The organism is Phaeobacter sp. S60, assembly GCF_000826845.1.
Taxonomy (GTDB): domain Bacteria; phylum Pseudomonadota; class Alphaproteobacteria; order Rhodobacterales; family Rhodobacteraceae; genus Phaeobacter; species Phaeobacter piscinae.
In genome coordinates this window covers 606,858-626,176 of record NZ_JSWJ01000003.1, presented here as the reverse complement: position 1 = coordinate 626,176, position 19,319 = coordinate 606,858, and the positions used below count along the sequence as shown (strand labels likewise).

The following is a 19,319-nucleotide window of genomic DNA, read 5'->3' as shown; positions in this document are numbered from 1 at the left end:
GAGGTCTCCAAAACGGTTTCGCAGGGTTTGCGTGCCACAGTTAGGCCATCACAGGCAAAGGGAAAGCAAGGATTAAACCAGCCTCACCCACAGCGGTGGATCCTGAACAGGAGCCATCTTCCTCTGCGCCGGTGGATGCCGCGCAGGATGCCGGTCCCAGTGGGGCAGCGGCTGAGGAGGATGTGGCTGTCGCAAAGGCGGTACCGCCGCCGGAGACTGTGGTGTTTTTCGGCCCGGATGAGGAGGCGCCGGATAAGGAAGCGCAGGTGGTGACCTCGGCGCCCGAAGGGGAAGAGGCCGAGGCGGAACGCGGAATGCGGGACGAGGCGGTGCCGGTACCGGGGCCACAGCCGTCCGATGGCATTTCCGCCGGGGACCTTGTCAAACCGGCTGAGGAGGACGCAGACCCAGTGGTGGCGGCTTCAGCGCCACAACCCGCGTCGGATGCCCGCGCCAAGCCAAAATCCCGCATCCTGCGCCGGATGCTGCGCAGCGCAACCATCACCGCGGTGGTTCTGGCACTGCTGGCGGGTGCTGTGGTGTTTTTGGGGCTGGGGACGCGGTTTGATGCGCCGGATTGGCTGCGTGACCGGGTGGAGCGGCGAATTGAGCGGCATCTGGGTGGATTGAGCATTGAATTCGGGGCCATTCATCTGGTGGTGAACCGGGGCTGGCGGCCCCGTGTCAGCCTGCGTGATGTGACCCTGCGCGACGAGACCGGCGCGCGGGTGGCGCGGCTGGCGGATGCACAGGCCTCGCTGGCGATGCGGCCGCTGCTGCGCGGTCAGATCTGGCCCAAGACGATTATGCTGAGCGGGCTTTATGGCACCCTCAGGCGGGACAACAGCGGCGGCTTGGCGCTGAGTCTGGCTGAGGGGGAGGCGCCGCTGCGGCAGGCGGCCACCCTGCCAGCGCTGATTGAGCAATGGGACAGCCAGCTGGAGCTGCCGGTGCTGTCGGCACTGATCGCAGTGGAGACCGAGGCGCTGACGCTGCGCTATGAGGATGCGCGTCTGGGGCGGGTCTGGACGCTGGATGGCGGCAGTATTCGCATGAGCCGCAGCGGTCAGGATATCGAGTTGGCAGCCGGGTTCTCATTGCTGAGCGGGCGCGATTACGTTGGCACGGTTGAGGCGAACTACAGCTCCGCGATTGGCGACAAGGCGGCGGAATTTGGCGTGCTGGTCAATTCTGTCGCCAGCAAGGATATCGCCGCACAGAGTGCTGCCCTCGGCTGGTTGGACGTGCTGGACGCGCCGATCTCAGGCTCCCTGCGCGGTGCGATTAGTAGTGTCGGAGCCTTGCTGCCGGTGTCTGCCAGCCTGCAGATTGGCGAGGGGGTGATCCAGCCCACCGCCGCCACCCGCCCGGTGCCGATCACCGGCGCGCAGAGCTATTTCACCTATTTGCCGGACCGCCAGGAGCTGCGCTTTAACGAGCTGTCGGTGAACAGTGGTTGGGGTTCCGGCACGATGGAGGGGCGGGCGCGTCTGATCGGGGTGGAAAACGGCCAGCTAACCGATCTGGTCGGGCAGCTGCGGTTTCAGGACCTGAGCCTCAACCCGGCGAAACTCTATGACACGCCGCTGGATCTGGCGGGGGTGACGGCGGATTTCAAGCTTGAGATGGCACCGTTCCGTCTGCGTCTGGGCCAGATGCTGGTGCGGGACGGTGATACGCGGATCCTGCTGGACGGGGAGATTTCTGCCGGGCAGGCGGGCTGGGACTACGCGCTGAACGGGCGCGCCAATGGCATGTCTGCGGCGCGGCTGAAGGAGGTCTGGCCTGCGGCGGCGCCACCCAAGCCGCGCGAATGGGTGCGCGAGAATCTGCTGGCGGGCTATGCCCGGGATGTGAATTTTGCCATGCGTGGCAGCGGGACAGCGAAACCCTTTGTCTATCTGGATCTGGCGTTTGAAAATGCGGCGGTGAAGTTTCAGAAATCGCTGCCGCCGCTGCGCGAGGCCGCCGGGCAGTTCAGCCTTTATGGCAACCGGTTGGTGGTTATGGCGACGAAGGGCTGGGTGACGGCGGATCAGGGCGGGCGCGTGGATGCGGCGGGCACCTCGTTCATCATTCCGGATACATCGGTGAAGGATGGCGCGCCGGGGATCGCCCGGATTGAGGCTTCGGGACCGGTGACGGCGGCACTGTCGTTGCTCAACCGTCCGCCGCTGTCGGTGATGGAGAAGGCAGGGTTGCCGGTGGATCTGGCCTCCGGTCAGGTGGCACTGAGCGGCACGCTGTCCCTGCCGCTGCGCAAGGGGGTGACACCTGACGAGATCACCTATCACTACCGCGGGCACATCCGTGGGGCCGCCAGTGATGTGTTGGTGCCGGGAGAGAGCCTCTCGGCGGAGGTGCTGGGGCTGAGCGGGGATCAGGATCATGTGCAGATCGAAGGGGACGGCGCGCTGTCGGGAGTGCCAAGCAGCCTGATCTGGCGGCAGGCCGTCGGTCCGGCGGCGGAGCGGGCAACTGCGGCAGCGGGTCAGGCACCACCTGTGCGGGTCAGCGGCACGATTGAGCTGTCGCAGGCCACGGTTGACGCCCTGCGCATTGGCCTGCCGAAGGGATCGGTTTTTGGTCGCGGTGAGGGCCGCTATGAGGTGGTGATCGACAAGGGGTCTGCGCCAAGGCTGACACTGGAGAGCGATCTGGCTGGGCTTGGCCTGCGGATCCCGGCGCTGAGCTGGCGGCTGAGCGAGGCGGGCACCGGTCGGCTGCAACTGCGCGCGCTGCTGGGAGAGCCCCCGCAGGTGGAGGCGCTGTCGCTTGAGGGGGCGGGGTTGCAGGCCTCTGGCCGTGTCACGCTGGAGCCGGGGGGTGGCCTTCGCCGGGCGCTGTTTGACCGGGTGGACTTGCGGGGCTGGTTCCGGGGGGCGGTTGAGCTGGTCGGGCGTGGCGCGCGGGCGCCAGGCATCATAATCCGCAGCGGTGTGCTCGATTTGCGCCGGATGCCGGATGGATCCGGCGGCAGTGGCAGCAGCGGTGGCTCCTCTGGTGGGACGGGGCCAATTACGCTGCAATTGGACCGAATGCAGGTCACCGACAGTATTGCGCTGACTGGTTTTCGCGGGCGGTTTTCCACCACCGGCGGGTTAAACGGTGATTTCACCGCCGCATTGAACGGACAGACCGGCGTCAGCGGTGTGGTGGTGCCAAAGGACGGCGGCTTTGCCACCCGGATCCAGTCAGAGGACGCAGGCGGGGTGTTCCGCGCGGCGGGCGTGCTGCGTCATGGCTCCGGCGGCACCTTTGATATGTCGCTGGTCCCGGCCCCCGGCGCGCCCGGTGAATATGACGGCCAGATCGAGGTGAAGAACACCCGCATCAAAGACGCGCCATCAATGGCGGCGCTGCTCAATGCGGTGAGCGTGGTCGGGCTGATCGATGCGCTGGCGGGGCAGGGCATTCTGTTCACCACGGTGGAAGCCAAGTTCCGGCTGGGCGCGACCCATCTGATTGTCCATGAGAGCAGCGCGGTGGGGCCGTCGATTGGTCTCTCCATGGATGGCAATTACGATCTGGAGCGCAGCGTGCTGAACATGCGGGGGGTGATCTCTCCGATCTATCTGCTCAATGCGGTTGGCCGGGTGTTCACCCGCAAGGGCGAGGGGCTGATTGGCTTTGCCTTCACATTGAAAGGGGCGGCGGATGATCCGCGCGTACAGGTAAACCCGCTGTCGGGACTGGCGCCGGGGATCTTCCGCGAGCTGTTCCGGGGTCCGGCGCCGCGCCTGCCGGGGGAGGAGCCGCCCAGCACCGTGGTGCCACGGGCTGAGCGGGAAAGGCCGCCCTATTCCGTCTCACCCGGAGAAGATCGCTAAGGGGGCTGCGTCTTGGTCGGGGGCTGGTTTCGGCGCGGCATTTGGCGGTTTTCTGGGCAAAACCTATTGGCCAAGTGTGGCGCAACAGCCTATATCGCAGCTTATGAAACTCAGTGATTTTGACTTCGATCTTCCCGATGACCGCATTGCCACCCGTCCGGCGGTGCCGCGCAGTTCCGCGCGGCTGCTGGTGGCGGAGGGCGACCGTATCAGCGATGCCCGCGTGGCCAATCTGGGCCAGTGGCTGCGGCCCGGCGACCGGCTGGTGCTGAATGACACCAAGGTGATCCCCGCACGGCTCAGCGGGCTGCGCCACCGCGACACCGCACAGGGGCCGATGGCCGCCAAGGTAGAGGTGACGCTGCTGGATCCGGGTGCAGATGGCAGCTGGGCGGCGCTGTTGAAGCCGCTGAAGAAGGTCAAGCTGGGCGAGGAGATCATTTTCTCCGATGCGCTGAGCGCGACATTGGAGCGGATTGAGGATGGGCAGGGGCATCTGGCGTTCAATCTGAGTGGTACCGATTTTGATGCCGCTCTGGCGGAGGCGGGTGCAATGCCGCTGCCGCCTTATATCGCGGCCAAACGGCCCGCAGATGAGCAGGATAAAACCGATTACCAGACGGTCTGGGCGCGCAACTCCGGCGCGGTTGCGGCCCCGACGGCATCCCTGCATTTTGACGACGCGCTGTTGGCGGAATTGCAGGCCAAGGGTGTCGAGATCAGCTATGTGACGCTGCATGTGGGTGCAGGGACCTTCCTGCCGGTGAAGGTGGAGGATGTGACCACCCACCGGATGCATGCCGAATGGGGCCGCGTCAGCGCCGAGGCGGCGGCGGAGATTGCCGCGACCAAGGCAGCAGGCGGGCGGGTGATCCCGGTTGGCACCACGGCGCTGCGTCTGATCGAAAGTGCGGCACAATCGGGTGCGATCCAGCCCTGGGAGGGGGATACGGATATCTTTATCTATCCCGGCTTCACCTTCCACGTGGCAGACGCGCTGATGACGAATTTCCACCTGCCGAAGTCGACGCTGCTGATGTTGGTATCGGCGCTGATGGGGCAGGACAGGATCCGGGCAATTTATGATCATGCCCTGGCAGAGGAATACCGGTTCTTTTCCTATGGCGATGCGTCGCTTTTGATCCCGCCGATGGCGGAGTTGTCGCAGACCTGAGGCGCAATTTCAGCAAGAAGTGATTTTATCCGGTCTGACCTCTGGTCGGGTCGGGAACTGTCGTCACCGGGTCTGCCATCTGCACGCCCGGTTTTTGGGGTCGCGTGGTCATCAAACTGCCATGAGGCCCGGTCCATAACGGCGCGCGGCACTCGCGACGCCGATATTCATTTAAACAAGACCCCGGCGCGGGGCCGGAGCCGGATTGGCGCGCTCCGGAACAGACAAGCGAAGTAGGAGAGACGGGCAATGTGGCAGGTGCTGTCAAGCGCATGGGCGCTGCTGTTGGGCATGGGAATGCTGATGATCGGCAACGGTCTTCAGGGCACGCTCCTGGGGGTGCGCGGCGATATTGAAGGGTTCTCCACCCTTCAGATGTCCTTTGTCATGTCGGCCTATTTTGTTGGCTTTCTGGGCGGGTCGCGGCTGGCGCCGGAGATGATCCGCCGGGTGGGTCATGTGCGGGTCTTTGCCGCGCTGGCGTCGTTTATTTCGGCGGTGATGATCCTCTATCCTGCGGTCACCAACCCGGTGGCCTGGATGCTGGGCCGGGTGGTGATCGGCTTTTGCTTCTCCGGCGTGTATGTCACGGCCGAAAGCTGGCTCAACAACGCCTCCGACAATGCAAACCGGGGCAAGGCGCTGTCGCTCTATATGATCGTGCAGATGGTGGGCATTGTCAGCGCGCAGGCGCTGATGCTGGTGGGGGATCCGTCGGGCTATGAGACCTTCGTAATTGCTTCGGTGGTGGTTTCGGTGTCCTTCGCGCCGATTCTGCTGTCGATTTCGCCGACGCCTGCCTTTGACCGGACCAAGCCGATGTCGTTGCGCCAGCTGATGGATGCTTCGCCCTTGGGCTGTGTTGGCATGTTTCTGCTGGGCGGTGTGTTCTCGGCCCAGTTCGGCATGAGCGCGGTCTATGCCGCCTCTGCGGGGCTGAGCCTGACGCAGATCTCGATCTTTGTTGCGACCTTCTACGTGGGGGCCGTGGTGATGCAATATCCGCTGGGCTGGATGTCGGACCGGATGGATCGCCGGGTGCTGATCCTGTTTGGTGCAGCGGTTGCCGGGGCTGCGGCCATCGGGGCGATGATACTTGGGACCGACTTCAATTTCCTGTTGGTCGCGGCCTTCCTGATCGGTGGCATGACCAACCCGCTCTACTCATTGCTGATCGCCCATACCAATGACTACCTCGACTATGACGACATGCCGGCGGCCTCTGGCGGGCTGGTGTTCATCAACGGGCTGGGGGCTGTGGCCGGGCCGCTGATCACTGGCTGGATGATGGGCGACAGTGTGTTCGGCGCGCCGGGGTTCTTCCTGTTCATGGCGGTGCTGCTGCTGCTGCTGGCGGTCTATGCCGGCTATCGCACGACTCAGCGTCCCGCCATACCGACCGAAGAGACCGGGATCATGTCACCGATGGCGCCAACCGGGTCGCCTGTTGTGGTTGAATTTGCCCAGGAATATGCAATTGAGACGGAAATCGAGGAGCAGGAAGCCGCCGCCGAAGCTGGGTGATTGCGCTAACTTGCGGGATTTGTGGTGAAATTTTCACGAAACTGTCGTGTATGACGCAAATCGTGACGCGCTTCCCCTTGTAAAATCTCTGCAAAAGCGTCTGAATTTCAGGACGGTATCTATGTGGAGGCAGACCTATGACAGGTCCTGAGGAGATCCTAGACTTCTGGCTCGTAAGCACGGGTGAGAAGGGCTGGTATATGCAGGATGACGCGCTGGATCAGGAGATCCGGCGCCGGTTCGAGACGACGTGGGAGGCCGCCTGCGAGGGCAAATGTGACCACTGGCGCAGCGGGCCGAAGGGGGTTCTGGCCTATATCATCCTGACCGACCAGTTCCCGCGCAATATGTTCCGGGGGGAGGCGCAGGCCTTTGCCACGGATACGTTGGCGCTGGCGGCGGCGAAATGTGCGATCAGCAAGTCCTGGGACATGAAGATCGACGAACCGCAGCGGCAGTTTTTCTACCTGCCGCTGATGCATTCGGAGAACCTGTGCGATCAGGAACGCTGTGTGCGGCTGATGCTGGAGCGGATGCCCAAGAACGGTGCCTCCAACCTGCTGCATGCGCGGGCCCACCGCGAGGTGATCCGGCAGTTTGGTCGCTTCCCTTATCGCAATGAGGCGCTGTCGCGCAGCAGCACGGCACCGGAAATGGACTACGTCATGGCTGGCGGCTATGGCAGCACCATGCGCAGTTTGCAGGCCGCAGGCTGAGGCGGTTGCCTTTCGGGCTTGCCTGCAACGCGTCCTGACCTGACACTGGTTTTGCGCCGCGCCCCAAGGATCGGGGTGCGGCGTTGCTGTTTCTTGCATGGCGGCTATGAGCCTGCACTGGATGATTGCAGTGCAGCGAGAAATAGTTTAACGGTGAACTAGTTTTTGATCCAGCTTGGCGAGGAACCACCATGGCCGCAGAAACCTATGACGTGATCGTAATCGGCGCAGGGCCGGGGGGCTATGTGGCTGCCATCCGTGCCGCTCAGCTGGGGCTGAAGACCTGCATTGTCGAGCGTGAACATATGGGCGGCATCTGCCTGAACTGGGGCTGCATCCCGACCAAGGCGCTGTTGCGGTCGTCGGAAGTGTTCCACCTGATGGAGCGGGCTAAGGATTTCGGCCTGAAGGCCGAGAACATCGGCTATGATCTGGACGCGGTGGTGAAACGCTCGCGCGGGGTGGCGAAACAGCTGTCCTCCGGCATTGGCCACCTGATGAAGAAGAACAAGATCGCCGTTGTCATGGGCGAGGCGACGCTTCCGGCCAGGGGCAAAGTATCTGTGAAGACCGACAAGGGCACACAGGAGCTGGCGGCGAAGAACATCGTGCTGGCCACCGGCGCCCGTGCGCGGGAATTGCCCGGGCTTGAGGCGGACGGCGATCTGGTCTGGACCTATAAGCACGCGCTGGATCCGGTGCGGATGCCGAAGAAGTTGCTGGTGATCGGATCGGGCGCCATCGGTATCGAATTTGCCAGTTTCTACAACACCTTGGGTGCTGATACGACTGTTGTCGAAGTCATGGACCGGGTGCTGCCGGTGGAAGATGCGGAGATTTCCGCCTTTGCCAAGAAGGCCTTTGTCAAACAGGGCATGAAGATCATGGAGAAAGCCATGGTTAAGCAGCTGGACCGCGGTAAGGGCAAAGTCACCGCCCATATCGAGGTCGGCGGCAAGGTCGAGAAACAGGAATTTGACACGGTGATTTCCGCCGTGGGCATCGTCGGCAACGTCGAGGGGCTGGGGCTGGAAGGTCTCGGCGTCAAAGTTGATCGCACCCATGTCGTCACGGATGAATTCTGCCGCACTGGCGTTGATGGGCTTTATGCGATTGGCGATATCGCCGGTGCGCCCTGGCTGGCCCACAAGGCCTCCCACGAGGGCGTCATGGTGGCGGAGCTGATCGCGGGCAAACACGCGCATGCCGTAAAGCCCGAGAGCATTGCCGGCTGCACCTATTGCCAGCCGCAGGTCGCCTCCGTCGGCTACACCGAGGCGAAGGCCAAGGAACTGGGCTATGACATCAAGGTCGGCCGCTTCCCCTTCATCGGCAACGGCAAGGCGATTGCCCTGGGTGAGGCCGAAGGCATGGTGAAGACCATCTTTGACGCCAAAACAGGTGAACTCTTGGGCGCCCATATGGTGGGGGCCGAGGTGACCGAGATGATTCAGGGCTATGTGGTCGGCCGCCAGCTGGAAACCACCGAGGAAGACCTGATGAACACCGTTTTCCCGCATCCGACGTTGAGCGAAATGATGCATGAGAGCGTGCTGGATGCCTTTGATCGAGTGATCCATATGTAAGCAGATCTTCTGATCTGTCTGATTAAGATCGTCAGGACGCCCGAGGCATCGCTTCGGGCGTTTTTACGTGCGGTTTTCAGGCTGAGGCGTTCAGCCCGTCTGGCGCTTCGCTATCAGGCGGGGTATGTCCTGCGCTTCGGCCGGTCCTGGCGGATTTCCTGCGCAATGCGCGATTGCAATGAGGGCAGCCTCCATGAACACACCCCATATCCATGAACCACAGACCCGCTGGGGTGTGGTAATGATCATTTGGGCCGCCGGTCTGGGCGCCGCGGCGCAATATGGCAAGATCGCGATTATTTTTGATCAGCTGGGCCTGCTATATCCGGGGGCCGGATCCTCGCTTAGCCTGGTGGTGACCATGGTTGGTGTGCTCGGCATTTTGCTTGGCGTGGTTGCGGGTGGGTTTGTTGCCTCCTTCGGGTATCGCCGCAGTCTTGTCTGGGCGCTGTGGATCGGGGCAGTGATGTCGGCGCTTCAGGCGCTGCATCTGCCCTATGGTCTGTTTCTGGCAACGCGGCTGATCGAAGGCCTGTCGCATCTGGGGATCGTGGTGGCCGCCCCAACGCTGATCCCGCAGATCTGTAGCCCGCGTCATCGGGGCACGGCACTGTCGATCTGGAGCACGTTCTTTGGTGTGTCCTTCGCGCTGCTGGTGTGGTTTGGCCTGCCGCTGGTCGCGGGGTTTGGCCTGTTGTCGCTGTTTGGCGCCCATGCGCTGATGATGGCAGGGCTGGCGCTGGTGCTGGGACGGGTGTTGAAGACGGTGCAGGTGCCGCCTCGTTTGCCGCTGGCCAAGCTGGCGGATCTGCCGAAACTGCATCTGGAGATCTACCGCTCCCCGGCGAAAGTGGCCCCAGCGGCGGGCTGGCTGTTCTACACCACCTGTTTTGTCGCCTTGCTGACGGTGCTGCCGCCGCACCTGGATGCGGCCACGCGCGTGTGGGTGATCAGCGCCATGCCGCTGGTCAGCATCGCCACTTCAATGACACTGGGGGTCTGGCTGTTGCGTCGGATGGCGGCGGTGCGCGTGGTGCAGGCGGGGTTCCTGCTCGCGGCCGCTGGCACAATCTGGTTGCTGCTGACGCCCGGTCTGCCGCTGGCTTGCATGGCGCTGGCGGTGGCCTTCGGACTGGTGCAGGGGGCGAGCTTTGCCTCGGTGCCGCAGCTGAACGCCGAGGCGGCGGAGCAGGCGCAGTCCAATGGCGCCATGAGCCAGGCTGGCAATCTGGGCAATGCGATCGGCACGCCGCTGATGGTGGCGGCAGTTGCCTTTGGCGGCTACCATGGGATGATGACCATGGCCCTGATGCTGTTCATCGGGGGCTTTGCCGTGCATGCGATGTTGGCCCGTCAGCGGAGGCAAACCGCAGCAATCTGAGCATGTTCGCGCTCCGTTCTCATTTTTCTATTGGAGACTCGCGATGCAGTCCCTATCTGTAGGGTCGGACACCGGCTGCAAGGGTGGCTGGCGTTGAATTTGGGGGCAGTATGGCTGAGTTGAAATCGATCGAAGTGCGCGGTGCGCGCGAGCACAATCTGAAAAACATCGACGTGGATATCCCGCGCGATCAGCTGGTGGTGATCACCGGCCTTTCCGGCTCGGGCAAGTCCAGCCTCGCATTTGACACCATCTATGCCGAAGGGCAGCGCCGTTATGTCGAGAGCTTGTCGGCCTATGCGCGCCAGTTCCTCGATATGATGGAAAAGCCGGATGTGGATCACATCAGCGGCCTGTCGCCTGCGATTTCGATTGAGCAGAAGACCACCTCGAAAAACCCGCGCTCCACCGTTGGCACGGTAACAGAGATCTATGACTATCTGCGGCTGCTGTTTGCCCGTGCTGGCACGCCCTATTCGCCTGCCACCGGGATGCCGATCGAGGCGCAGCAGGTGCAGGATATGGTCGACCGGATCATGACGCTGGAGGAGGGAACCCGTGGGTTCCTACTGGCGCCGATCGTGCGCGACCGCAAGGGCGAGTATCGCAAGGAGTTCCTGGAACTGCGCAAGCAGGGGTTCCAGCGGGTGAAGGTGGATGGCGAGTTCTACGAGCTGGACGAGCCGCCGACATTGGACAAGAAATTCCGCCATGACATCGATGTGGTCGTCGACCGTCTGGTGGTGCGTGAGGGGTTGGAGACCCGGCTGGCGGACAGTCTGCGCACCGCGCTGGATCTGGCGGATGGGATCGCCATTCTGGAAACGGCCCCCCGCGCGGCGGAGGGCGAAGAGGTGCCGGAATCCGAGCGGATCACCTTCTCAGAGAATTTTGCCTGCCCGGTCAGTGGTTTCACCATTCCTGAGATCGAACCGCGGTTGTTTTCCTTCAACGCGCCATTTGGCGCTTGCCCGGAATGTGATGGTCTGGGGGTCGAACTGTTCTTTGATGATCGGTTGGTTGTGCCAGATCAGAATCTGAAGATCTATGACGGGGCGCTGGCACCCTGGCGAAAGGGGAAATCGCCTTATTTCCTGCAAACCATCGAGGCGATTGCCAAACATTATCAGTTCGACAAGAACACCAAGTGGAAAGACCTGCCCAAGAAGGTGCAGCAGGTGTTCCTGCGTGGCTCCGGGGATGAGGAAATCAAATTCCGCTACGACGAGGGCGGCCGTGTCTATGAAGTGACCCGCGTCTTTGAAGGGGTCATTCCGAATATGGAACGGCGCTACCGCGAGACGGATTCCAGCTGGATCCGGGAAGAATTTGAACGCTATCAGAACAACCGCCCCTGTGGCAGCTGTGACGGCTACCGCCTGCGCGAAGAAGCCTTGGCGGTGAAGATCGCAGGGCTGCATGTGGGGCAGGTGGTACAGATGTCGATCCGCGAGGCGCTGGCCTGGATCGAGGATGTGCCAAACCATCTGTCGGCGCAAAAGCAGGAGATCGCCCGCGCCATTGTGAAGGAAATCCGCGAGCGCCTGGGCTTTCTCAACAATGTGGGTCTGGAATATCTGACGCTGAGCCGCAATGCCGGGACCCTGTCCGGCGGTGAGAGCCAGCGGATCCGGCTGGCGTCGCAGATCGGCTCCGGCCTGACCGGCGTTCTCTACGTGCTGGATGAGCCTTCCATTGGATTGCACCAGCGTGACAATGATCGCCTGCTGGAGACGCTGAAAAACCTGCGCGATCAGGGCAATACGGTGATTGTCGTCGAACATGACGAGGACGCGATCCGCGAGGCGGATTACGTCTTTGACATTGGGCCGGGGGCCGGGGTGCATGGCGGGCAGGTCGTCAGCCACGGAACGCCCGATGTGATTGCTGCCGATGCCGGATCGATCACCGGGCAATATCTGTCAGGCAGCCGGGAAATCGCCATCCCTGCCGTGCGGCGCAAGGGGAATGGCAAATCCGTGAAGGTGGTCAAGGCCACCGGCAACAACCTCAAGAATGTCACGGCGGAGTTCCCGCTGGGCAAGTTCCTCTGTGTGTCTGGGGTGTCGGGCGGTGGCAAATCCACGCTGACCATTGAGACTCTGTTCAAAACCGCATCCATGCGCCTTAACGGCGCGCGTCAGACCCCGGCACCTTGCGAAACGATCAAGGGGCTGGAGCATCTGGACAAGGTGATCGACATCGACCAGCGGCCCATCGGCCGGACCCCCCGATCAAACCCGGCCACCTATACCGGCGCTTTCACCCCGATCCGCGAGTGGTTTGCCGGGCTGCCGGAGGCGAAGACACGGGGCTACAAACCGGGGCGGTTCTCCTTCAACGTGAAGGGCGGGCGCTGCGAGGCCTGTCAGGGTGATGGTGTCATCAAGATCGAGATGCACTTCCTGCCCGATGTCTATGTGGAATGCGAGACCTGTAAGGGCGCGCGCTACAATCGCGAGACGCTGGAAATCCAGTTTAAGGGCAAGTCGATCGCCGATGTGCTGGATATGACAGTGGAGGATGCGCAGCAATTTTTCCAGGCGGTGCCATCAATCCGGGACAAGATGGACGCGCTGATGCGGGTGGGCCTTGGCTATATCAAGGTGGGCCAGCAGGCGACCACCTTGTCGGGCGGTGAGGCGCAGCGGGTCAAACTGTCGAAAGAGCTGGCGAAACGCTCCACCGGGCGGACGCTCTATATTCTGGATGAACCGACGACCGGTCTGCATTTCGAAGACGTGCGTAAGCTTTTGGAAGTGCTGCATGAATTGGTCGAACAGGGCAACTCTGTTGTGGTGATCGAACATAATCTGGATGTGATCAAAACCGCCGACTGGATCATTGATATTGGCCCGGAAGGCGGCGACGGCGGCGGTGAGATCGTTGCCGCAGGCACGCCAGAGGATGTGGCCGCAGCAAAGGGCAGCCACACCGGTCACTACCTCAAAGAAATCCTCGACGCCCGCAGTCTCGCGGCGGAGTGATCCGCCGCAGCGTTTGTGGTGTCCCGCGACAGGTCTGACCCCAAAAACGAAGCGCCGCCGACATTCTGTCAGCGGCGCTTTCCACAGAGCTGGATTGGGACGGCGCGACACCCGTGGAGGTGGGGAGAGCCTGCAACCGAGGATGTGCAGGCGGAAGATATCGCGACCCAAAGTCTTTAATCCAATTGGCGTGGAAGTCTTCTTTTCAGAAGTCAAACGAACCTGTGTAAATGCGACGAAATAGGTAAAACAGCTAGTGGTGTCTTATATTGAGAATTTACAGAGGTCCGCTTTTTCAATCACTTCCTTATTCCTCATTAATTCCGGTGTTAATTTCTACGCCTCAGTTCCATGCTGAAAATTCTTCAGCCGGTGACCAGACGCTGCCGGAGGGAAGGGGTGTTTGTCGCACCATAGTATGACAAACACAGATGTGTCGGTGGTCCGATGTCAGGTTTGCATATCGTTTTCCATGCGTCTAGGTGAAAGTTAACGAATTTTTGCGGTGTAAAATTGAAAATTTTAGATTTCTTAACAGCGCGCCTGGGATATTTGGGATCTGCTAACAGCAATTTTGAGATCCGTCGTTAAAGGTTTTAGAATGGTCTTTTCGGCCTAAAGATTTCTGGCGGGTTTTTAATTTGAAACGGCAATGCACCGAAAAACGCCGCAGAACCAAGGCTGCGGCGTGGGTCTTTGCTGCAAAATCGCGGGCGATCTGTGCAGGCACCGCTGGCCGGTCCCCTGCGGTGGCGGCTACGCCGCAGTCTCTCGTCTCTGCTGAGCCTTTCCGCTATTGTTGGATCAATCGTGACGGCTGCGCGCCTCGAACCGGGGCAGCATGGCGCTGAAATCTTTGCCCGCGCCACCTTCTTCCTCGACAAACATGGAGTAGAGCGCCTGCGCCAATGCTCCCATGGGGGTGTCCGCATCCGCACTATGGGCGGCCTGCTGTGCCAGACGCAGATCCTTGAGCATCAGTTCTGCGGCAAAACCAGGCTGGTAGCCATTGTCAGCCGGGGAGTGCGGCCCGACGCCGGGGGCGGGGCAATAGGCGTTCATCGACCAGCTGTAACCCGAAGAGGTGGAGACCACATCAAACATCTTCTGCCGGTCGAGGCCAAGTTTGTCCGCCAAGGCAAAGGCTTCGCAGGTGCCGATCATGGTGATGCCGAGGATCATATTGTTGCAGATTTTCGCCGCCTGACCAGCGCCTGCGTCGCCACAATGCACAGCCTTCTGACCCATGATGTCAAACAACGGTTCCGCCGCCGCAAAGGCCGCAGTCGAGCCACCGGCCATAAAGGTGAGCGTGCCACCTGAGGCGCCGCCAATACCGCCGGAGACCGGTGCGTCGACAAACATCAGGTTGGCGGCCCCTGCCTGATCAGCCACCAAGCGGGCGCTGTCGACATCCACGGTGGAACAATCCACCAGCGTGGCGCCCGCGCTCATGGCGGGGATGACGTCATCCGCAACCGCGCGCAGGATCTGTCCATTGGGCAGCATGGTGATCACCACCTCAGCGTCGCTCGCGGCCTCTGCGGCGGAGGCGGCCATGGTCACCCCCTCGATGGAGACATCCGCCATGTCAAAACCAGTGACGCGATGGCCTGCCTTGGCAAGATTGGCCGCCATCGGGCCACCCATATTGCCAAGACCGATAAATCCGATGTTCATGTGTTCTCCTCCTCAAACTGCAGCGTCTGCGTCGCCAGCGGCATCAGCATCTGGCTGACCGCCGTGGCAGGCACCGTGCCGTCGGCATATTGCCATTTGGGCTGCCGGTCCTTGTCGATGATCTGGGCGCGGATGCCTTCCAGAAAGTCGCCTTTCTCCATCGCACGATGGGTGAAGCGGTATTCCAGTTCAAGCGCCTTGCGGATGCCCATATTGCCAAGGCGCAGCCGGTGCAGCAGCTCAACCGTGGCGGCCATCGACAGCGGGGCGTTGCGGCGCAGGGTTTTCAGCGTCTCATCGGCGAAGGTGCTGTTGTCCTGATCAAGTGTGGTCAGAATATCACCCAGAGTCTCCCCGGCGAAGCTGTGGTCGATGGTGTCGCGCAGCGCCTCCAGGCGGCCGTCGGGAACGGGTTCTGCGGCGTCCGCAAGCAGATCTGCGCGGCCTGAGTGTTCCAGTTCTGCAATCAGCTCGGGCCAGCGGGTTTCGGGGATGTAGTGGTCAGCGAAGCCTGCGTAAATCGCGTCCGCCGCAGACATACGCGCCCCTGTGAGGCCAAGGTATTCCCCCAGCCGCCCTGGCGCCAGGGCCAGCATCAAGGTGCCGCCAACATCCGGGATAAGGCCGATGCCAACCTCGGGCATGGCGATCTTTGTGCTGTCGCCAACAACGCGATGGGTGCCGTGGCAGCCAAGACCAACACCGCCGCCCATGACAAACCCCTGCAGGAAGCTCACCACCGGTTTGGGGTATTCGAAGATCCGCGCATTCATCCGGTATTCATCGCGCCAGAACCGGCGACCATAGTCATAATCGCCACTGGTGCCGGTCTGGTACAGCTCGGCAATGTCACCGCCCGCACAGAAGGCTTTCTCGCCCTCGGCGTCCATCACCACCAGATCAACAGCGTCGTCCTTGGCCCAGGCCTTTAGCGCGGCGTCGACGGCCAGGCACATGTCATAGCTCAGCGCGTTAAGGGCCTTGCTGCGGGTGAGGGTGATCCGCCCGGCGCGGCCGGTGACGCGGATATCAATATCGCTCATGGCTGCCTCAGTGGTTTTCGGCCAGAAGATGGCGCGCGGTGATCACACGCATGATCTCATTGGTGCCCTCAAGGATCTGATGGACGCGCAGATCACGCACCAGTTTTTCGATCCCGTAGTCCGCAAGATAGCCGTAACCACCATGCAGTTGCAGGCATTGATCAACGACCTTGGATCCGGCTTCAGTGACAAATTTCTTCGCCATGGCGCAGTGTTTGGACGCATCCGGCGCGCCCTGATCCAGTTTCCACGCCGCCTGACGCAGGAACACGCGGGCTGCCTGAAGTTCGATCTCCATATCCGCAAGGCGGAATTGCAGTCCCTGAAACTGATCAATGGATTTACCAAACGCCTTGCGCTCGGACATATATTGCAGCGTCATCGTCAACGCCTGCTGGGCCGCGCCAAGGGAGCAGGAGGCGATGTTCAGACGTCCGCCATCGAGACCTTTCATCGCGTAGGTGAAGCCTTTGCCCTCTTCTCCGACCAGATTGTCTGCGGGAATTTTGCAATCGTCGAATTGAACCTGGGCTGTGGGCTGGCTCTTCCAGCCCATTTTATCCTCGAGCCCGCCAAAACTGAGACCTTCGGTGCCATCCTCGACGTAGACTGTGGAGACACCTTTGGGGCCGTCCTCGCCGCTGCGGACCATGCAGACATAGGCGTCGGAATAGCCGCCGCCGGAAATGAACGCCTTGGTCCCGTTAAGGGTGTAGCCCTCGTTGGTTTTGGCGGCGCGGGTTTTCAGCGCTGCAGCATCAGAGCCGGAACCGGGTTCCGTGAGACAGTAGCTGAGCACGGTCTTCATCGACAGGATGTCCGGCATGATCCGCGCTTTCATCTCGTCACTGGCAAAACTGTCGAGCATCTTGGCGCACATATTGTGGATCGACAGGAAAGCGGCTACCGACGGGCAGGCCATCGACAGCGCTTCAAACACCAAGGTGGCATCCAGCCGCGACAGGCCCGCGCCGCCGGTCTCCTCAGAGACATAAAGCGCGCCAAAGCCCAGCTCACCGATCTGCGGCCAGAGTGATTTCGGGATGGTGCCCTCAGCCTCCCACTGGCGGGCGAAGGGGGCGATATGCTCCTGTCCAAAGGCGAAAGCCATATCAAAAATGGCGGTCTGTTCCTCGGTCAATGCGAAATCCACAGTGTGTCCTCCCTCGTGTGAACGCAGCCCGGCCCGAATATGACCCGCCGGGGTCGTCATGAATTGAACGGTTGTTTATTTTTTAGCGACCCAAGGGCGGCAGGGCAAGCCGCAGCGGTGCAAAGCTGCTGTGCAGAAATGTCGGTTTATCCACAGTTCCGGCGGAAAAGTAAGGGCATTGCTGCAAGGAGTGCGGGTGACTGGGCAATGAACCGTTTCTTAGGCATTTTCTTTCAAACTGGCCGAAATTTGTCAAAAACCGTGGCGCATAGCAGTCACGGCGGATCAGCTGAGGGCAGACTCTCGATGAACAAGCCATTGCGCACCAAACATCTTTCAAAATCGGCGCGTCGCAAATTGGAGGCCGAGGCCGTATCTCCTGTGGTGCGGCTCAAGGCAGAGGCGGGCCAAGCCTTTGTCGAGGCGGATTATAAACGAGCGCGCGACTTGGCCTCGCAGGCGCTGATGTTTGAGCCGGACAATGCCACGCTGCATGCGGAGATTGCGTCAAGTTTCATGCAGGAAAAGAAATATGAACTCGCCCTGAAGCATTTGATGGGTGCGCTCAAGCTGGAACCCTTAAACCCAAAGTGGTTGAGCGCGATCGGAACCATCCTGTTTTTGATGGACAGGTTGGGCGATGCGGTGGGCTTCTTTGAGACGGTGTACCAACTGAACCCCGAAAATGCGATGAATGTTTCTCGGTTGGTACAGTCACAAATGAATCTGTGCGACTGGTCGGTCTATGACGATCAGAAAAACAAGCTGAGGATCCTAGACAATGATCCGGCCAATGGAGACCCATTCACTACACTGCTCTACGTTGACGACGGTGGCTTTCAGAAGAAACGAGTTGTTTCAAAGACAAAGAAGAAAGCAACGATCTCGGAGCGGAAGGTGACCCGCAAATTCGACCGCACGCCTGTGGCCGGTCGCAAAATCCGGGTGGGGTATTTCTCCTGTGACTTTTTCAATCACGCGACAATGTTTCTGATGGCGCGTCACTTTGAGCTGCACGACCGTGATAAATTCGAAATTTTTATCTACGACTACAGCGAAGAACCGGACAATGTGATGCGTCAGCGTGTGCTGCGCTCCGCTGACTGCTACCGGCAGATCCAAGGTCGGAAAGATGAGGACGTCGCTGTGTTGGCGCGTGAGGATGGTCTCGATATCGCCATTGATCTGAAAGGTTATACAAAAGACGCCCGCCCTGCGATCTTCGGGTTTCGCGTGGCACCGGTGCAGATTTCCTACCTGGGGTACCCGAGCACCACAGGCATGCCGACGATGGATTACTTTCTTGCTGACGCAATCACTGTCCCGAAAGAGGGGCGCCGTCATTTCTCCGAGAAGATACTCTATATGCCGAATTGTTATCAGGTGAATGACAACAGTCGGCAGTATCCCGAGACTCGGCCGACCCGGGCCGATATGGGGTTGCCGGAGGATGCGGTGGTGTTTTGCTCCTTTAACAATCACAACAAAGTTTCGCCGGTAGAATTTGATATTTGGATGGACCTGCTAAAGCAGGTGGACAACAGTGTACTGTGGTTCTTGGCTGCTTCCGATATCGTGCGCGCGAATATTCTCAAGGAAGCAGAGGCGCGGGGCGTCTTCGCGGATCGGATCGTTTTTGCCGGGCGCTGCAGCACCCCAGATCACGTAGCGCGACTGTCCTTGGCGGATATCTTCCTTGATACCTTTGCCTGTAATGCCCACACCACGGCGAGTGAGATGCTGTGGTCGGGTGTGCCTGTGGTCACGAAACCGGGGGAGCAATTCGCCGCACGTGTTGCAGCCAGCATTGTGTCGGCGGTTGGTTGCCCCGAGCTGATCGCCGAAACGGATGAGGAGTATCACGCATTGGCGTTGCGTCTGGCCACCCAGCCGGAAGAGCTTCAGGCGCTGCGTGAGAAGCTGAAGGCCAATATCGCGACGACACCGCTCTATAATACTGAACAATACGTTCGGGATTTCGAGGCGCTAATAGAAAAGGCGATCCTGCGGTATGACAACGGTTTGAAACCGGATCACCTGAGTCTCGCCGAGGGGAAGGTCTAGGCTCGGCAGAAACGCTGGCGCATTGTAACGAGACATCGGCTGTCTGGTGCTGGTCCGCGTGAGATCGAATGAGCTGGCTGACTGCAAGAAAAACGCGCCCCGGGGTGCCGGTGCGCGTTTGGTAGATTTGCAGCCGATTGGTTCCGGTTGCTCGAGGCTAGACCTAAGCCGTGACCTTGGC

General features: G+C 60.9%; 11 protein-coding genes. 8 read left to right on the top strand and 3 right to left on the bottom strand.

Annotation, left to right across the window (positions count from 1 at the left end):
• Nucleotides 1–95: 95 nt before the first annotated feature.
• The 7 genes from OO25_RS04425 (at nucleotide 96) to uvrA (ending at nucleotide 13,198) form a co-directional block, all read left to right on the top strand.
• Nucleotides 96–3,830, top strand: a complete 3,735-nt coding sequence (locus OO25_RS04425) for a DUF3971 domain-containing protein (RefSeq protein ID WP_040178645.1) — start codon at nucleotides 96–98, stop codon at nucleotides 3,828–3,830.
• Nucleotides 3,831–3,933: 103 nt separating this feature from the next.
• A complete protein-coding gene (gene queA / locus OO25_RS04420; protein ID WP_040169353.1) occupies nucleotides 3,934–5,004 on the top strand; it encodes a tRNA preQ1(34) S-adenosylmethionine ribosyltransferase-isomerase QueA in 1,071 nt (356 codons plus the stop codon).
• A gap of 249 nt (nucleotides 5,005–5,253) precedes the next feature.
• Complete coding sequence (locus OO25_RS04415; protein WP_040169351.1) at nucleotides 5,254–6,528, top strand: MFS transporter; 1,275 nt, start codon at nucleotides 5,254–5,256, stop codon at nucleotides 6,526–6,528.
• A gap of 137 nt (nucleotides 6,529–6,665) precedes the next feature.
• Nucleotides 6,666–7,244: a DUF924 family protein gene (locus OO25_RS04410; protein WP_014874837.1), complete on the top strand. Its 579-nt coding sequence runs from the start codon at nucleotides 6,666–6,668 to the stop codon at nucleotides 7,242–7,244.
• A gap of 191 nt (nucleotides 7,245–7,435) precedes the next feature.
• Nucleotides 7,436–8,830: a dihydrolipoyl dehydrogenase gene (lpdA, locus tag OO25_RS04405; protein ID WP_040178644.1), complete on the top strand. Its 1,395-nt coding sequence runs from the start codon at nucleotides 7,436–7,438 to the stop codon at nucleotides 8,828–8,830.
• Between the two features lie 193 nt (nucleotides 8,831–9,023).
• The gene (locus OO25_RS04400) at nucleotides 9,024–10,211 is read left to right on the top strand and encodes an MFS transporter (protein ID WP_040178643.1); all 1,188 of its coding nucleotides are present in this window, start codon (nucleotides 9,024–9,026) and stop codon (nucleotides 10,209–10,211) included.
• A gap of 110 nt (nucleotides 10,212–10,321) precedes the next feature.
• The gene (gene uvrA / locus OO25_RS04395) at nucleotides 10,322–13,198 is read left to right on the top strand and encodes an excinuclease ABC subunit UvrA (protein ID WP_040178642.1); all 2,877 of its coding nucleotides are present in this window, start codon (nucleotides 10,322–10,324) and stop codon (nucleotides 13,196–13,198) included.
• Between the two features lie 804 nt (nucleotides 13,199–14,002).
• On the opposite strand, the gene mmsB is transcribed toward uvrA, so the two are convergent.
• From mmsB to OO25_RS04380, 3 genes are read right to left on the bottom strand one after another with little or no spacing between them, the layout of a single operon-like run.
• Nucleotides 14,003–14,878 (bottom strand): 3-hydroxyisobutyrate dehydrogenase, encoded by an 876-nt coding sequence (gene mmsB, locus OO25_RS04390; protein ID WP_040178641.1) that lies wholly within the window; start codon nucleotides 14,876–14,878, stop codon nucleotides 14,003–14,005.
• Entirely contained in the window at nucleotides 14,875–15,921 is a 1,047-nt protein-coding gene (locus OO25_RS04385; RefSeq protein WP_040178640.1) for an enoyl-CoA hydratase/isomerase family protein, read from the bottom strand. Before OO25_RS04385 ends, mmsB begins: the two co-directional genes overlap by 4 nt.
• A gap of 7 nt (nucleotides 15,922–15,928) precedes the next feature.
• On the bottom strand, nucleotides 15,929–17,074 hold the full coding sequence (locus tag OO25_RS04380) for an acyl-CoA dehydrogenase family protein (RefSeq protein ID WP_040169341.1): 1,146 nt from the start codon (nucleotides 17,072–17,074) through the stop codon (nucleotides 15,929–15,931).
• 39 nt (nucleotides 17,075–17,113) lie between these two features.
• On the opposite strand from OO25_RS04380, the gene OO25_RS04375 reads away from it, so the two are divergent.
• Nucleotides 17,114–19,138 (top strand): UDP-N-acetylglucosamine-peptide N-acetylglucosaminyltransferase, encoded by a 2,025-nt coding sequence (locus OO25_RS04375; RefSeq protein ID WP_242406976.1) that lies wholly within the window; start codon nucleotides 17,114–17,116, stop codon nucleotides 19,136–19,138.
• Nucleotides 19,139–19,319: the final 181 nt, after the last annotated feature.

Excerpts from the sequence above, each read along its gene's own strand:
- queA (WP_040169353.1), top strand. The coding sequence starts at position 3,934 with ATGAAACTCAGTGATTTTGACTTCGATCTTCCCGATGACCGCATTGCC.
- OO25_RS04415 (WP_040169351.1), top strand. The coding sequence starts at position 5,254 with ATGTGGCAGGTGCTGTCAAGCGCATGGGCGCTGCTGTTGGGCATGGGA.
- OO25_RS04410 (WP_014874837.1), top strand. The coding sequence starts at position 6,666 with ATGACAGGTCCTGAGGAGATCCTAGACTTCTGGCTCGTAAGCACGGGT.
- lpdA (WP_040178644.1), top strand. The coding sequence starts at position 7,436 with ATGGCCGCAGAAACCTATGACGTGATCGTAATCGGCGCAGGGCCGGGG.
- OO25_RS04400 (WP_040178643.1), top strand. The coding sequence starts at position 9,024 with ATGAACACACCCCATATCCATGAACCACAGACCCGCTGGGGTGTGGTA.
- uvrA (WP_040178642.1), top strand. The coding sequence starts at position 10,322 with ATGGCTGAGTTGAAATCGATCGAAGTGCGCGGTGCGCGCGAGCACAAT.
- mmsB (WP_040178641.1), bottom strand. The coding sequence starts at position 14,878 with ATGAACATCGGATTTATCGGTCTTGGCAATATGGGTGGCCCGATGGCG.
- OO25_RS04385 (WP_040178640.1), bottom strand. The coding sequence starts at position 15,921 with ATGAGCGATATTGATATCCGCGTCACCGGCCGCGCCGGGCGGATCACC.
- OO25_RS04375 (WP_242406976.1), top strand. The coding sequence starts at position 17,114 with ATGACCCGCCGGGGTCGTCATGAATTGAACGGTTGTTTATTTTTTAGC.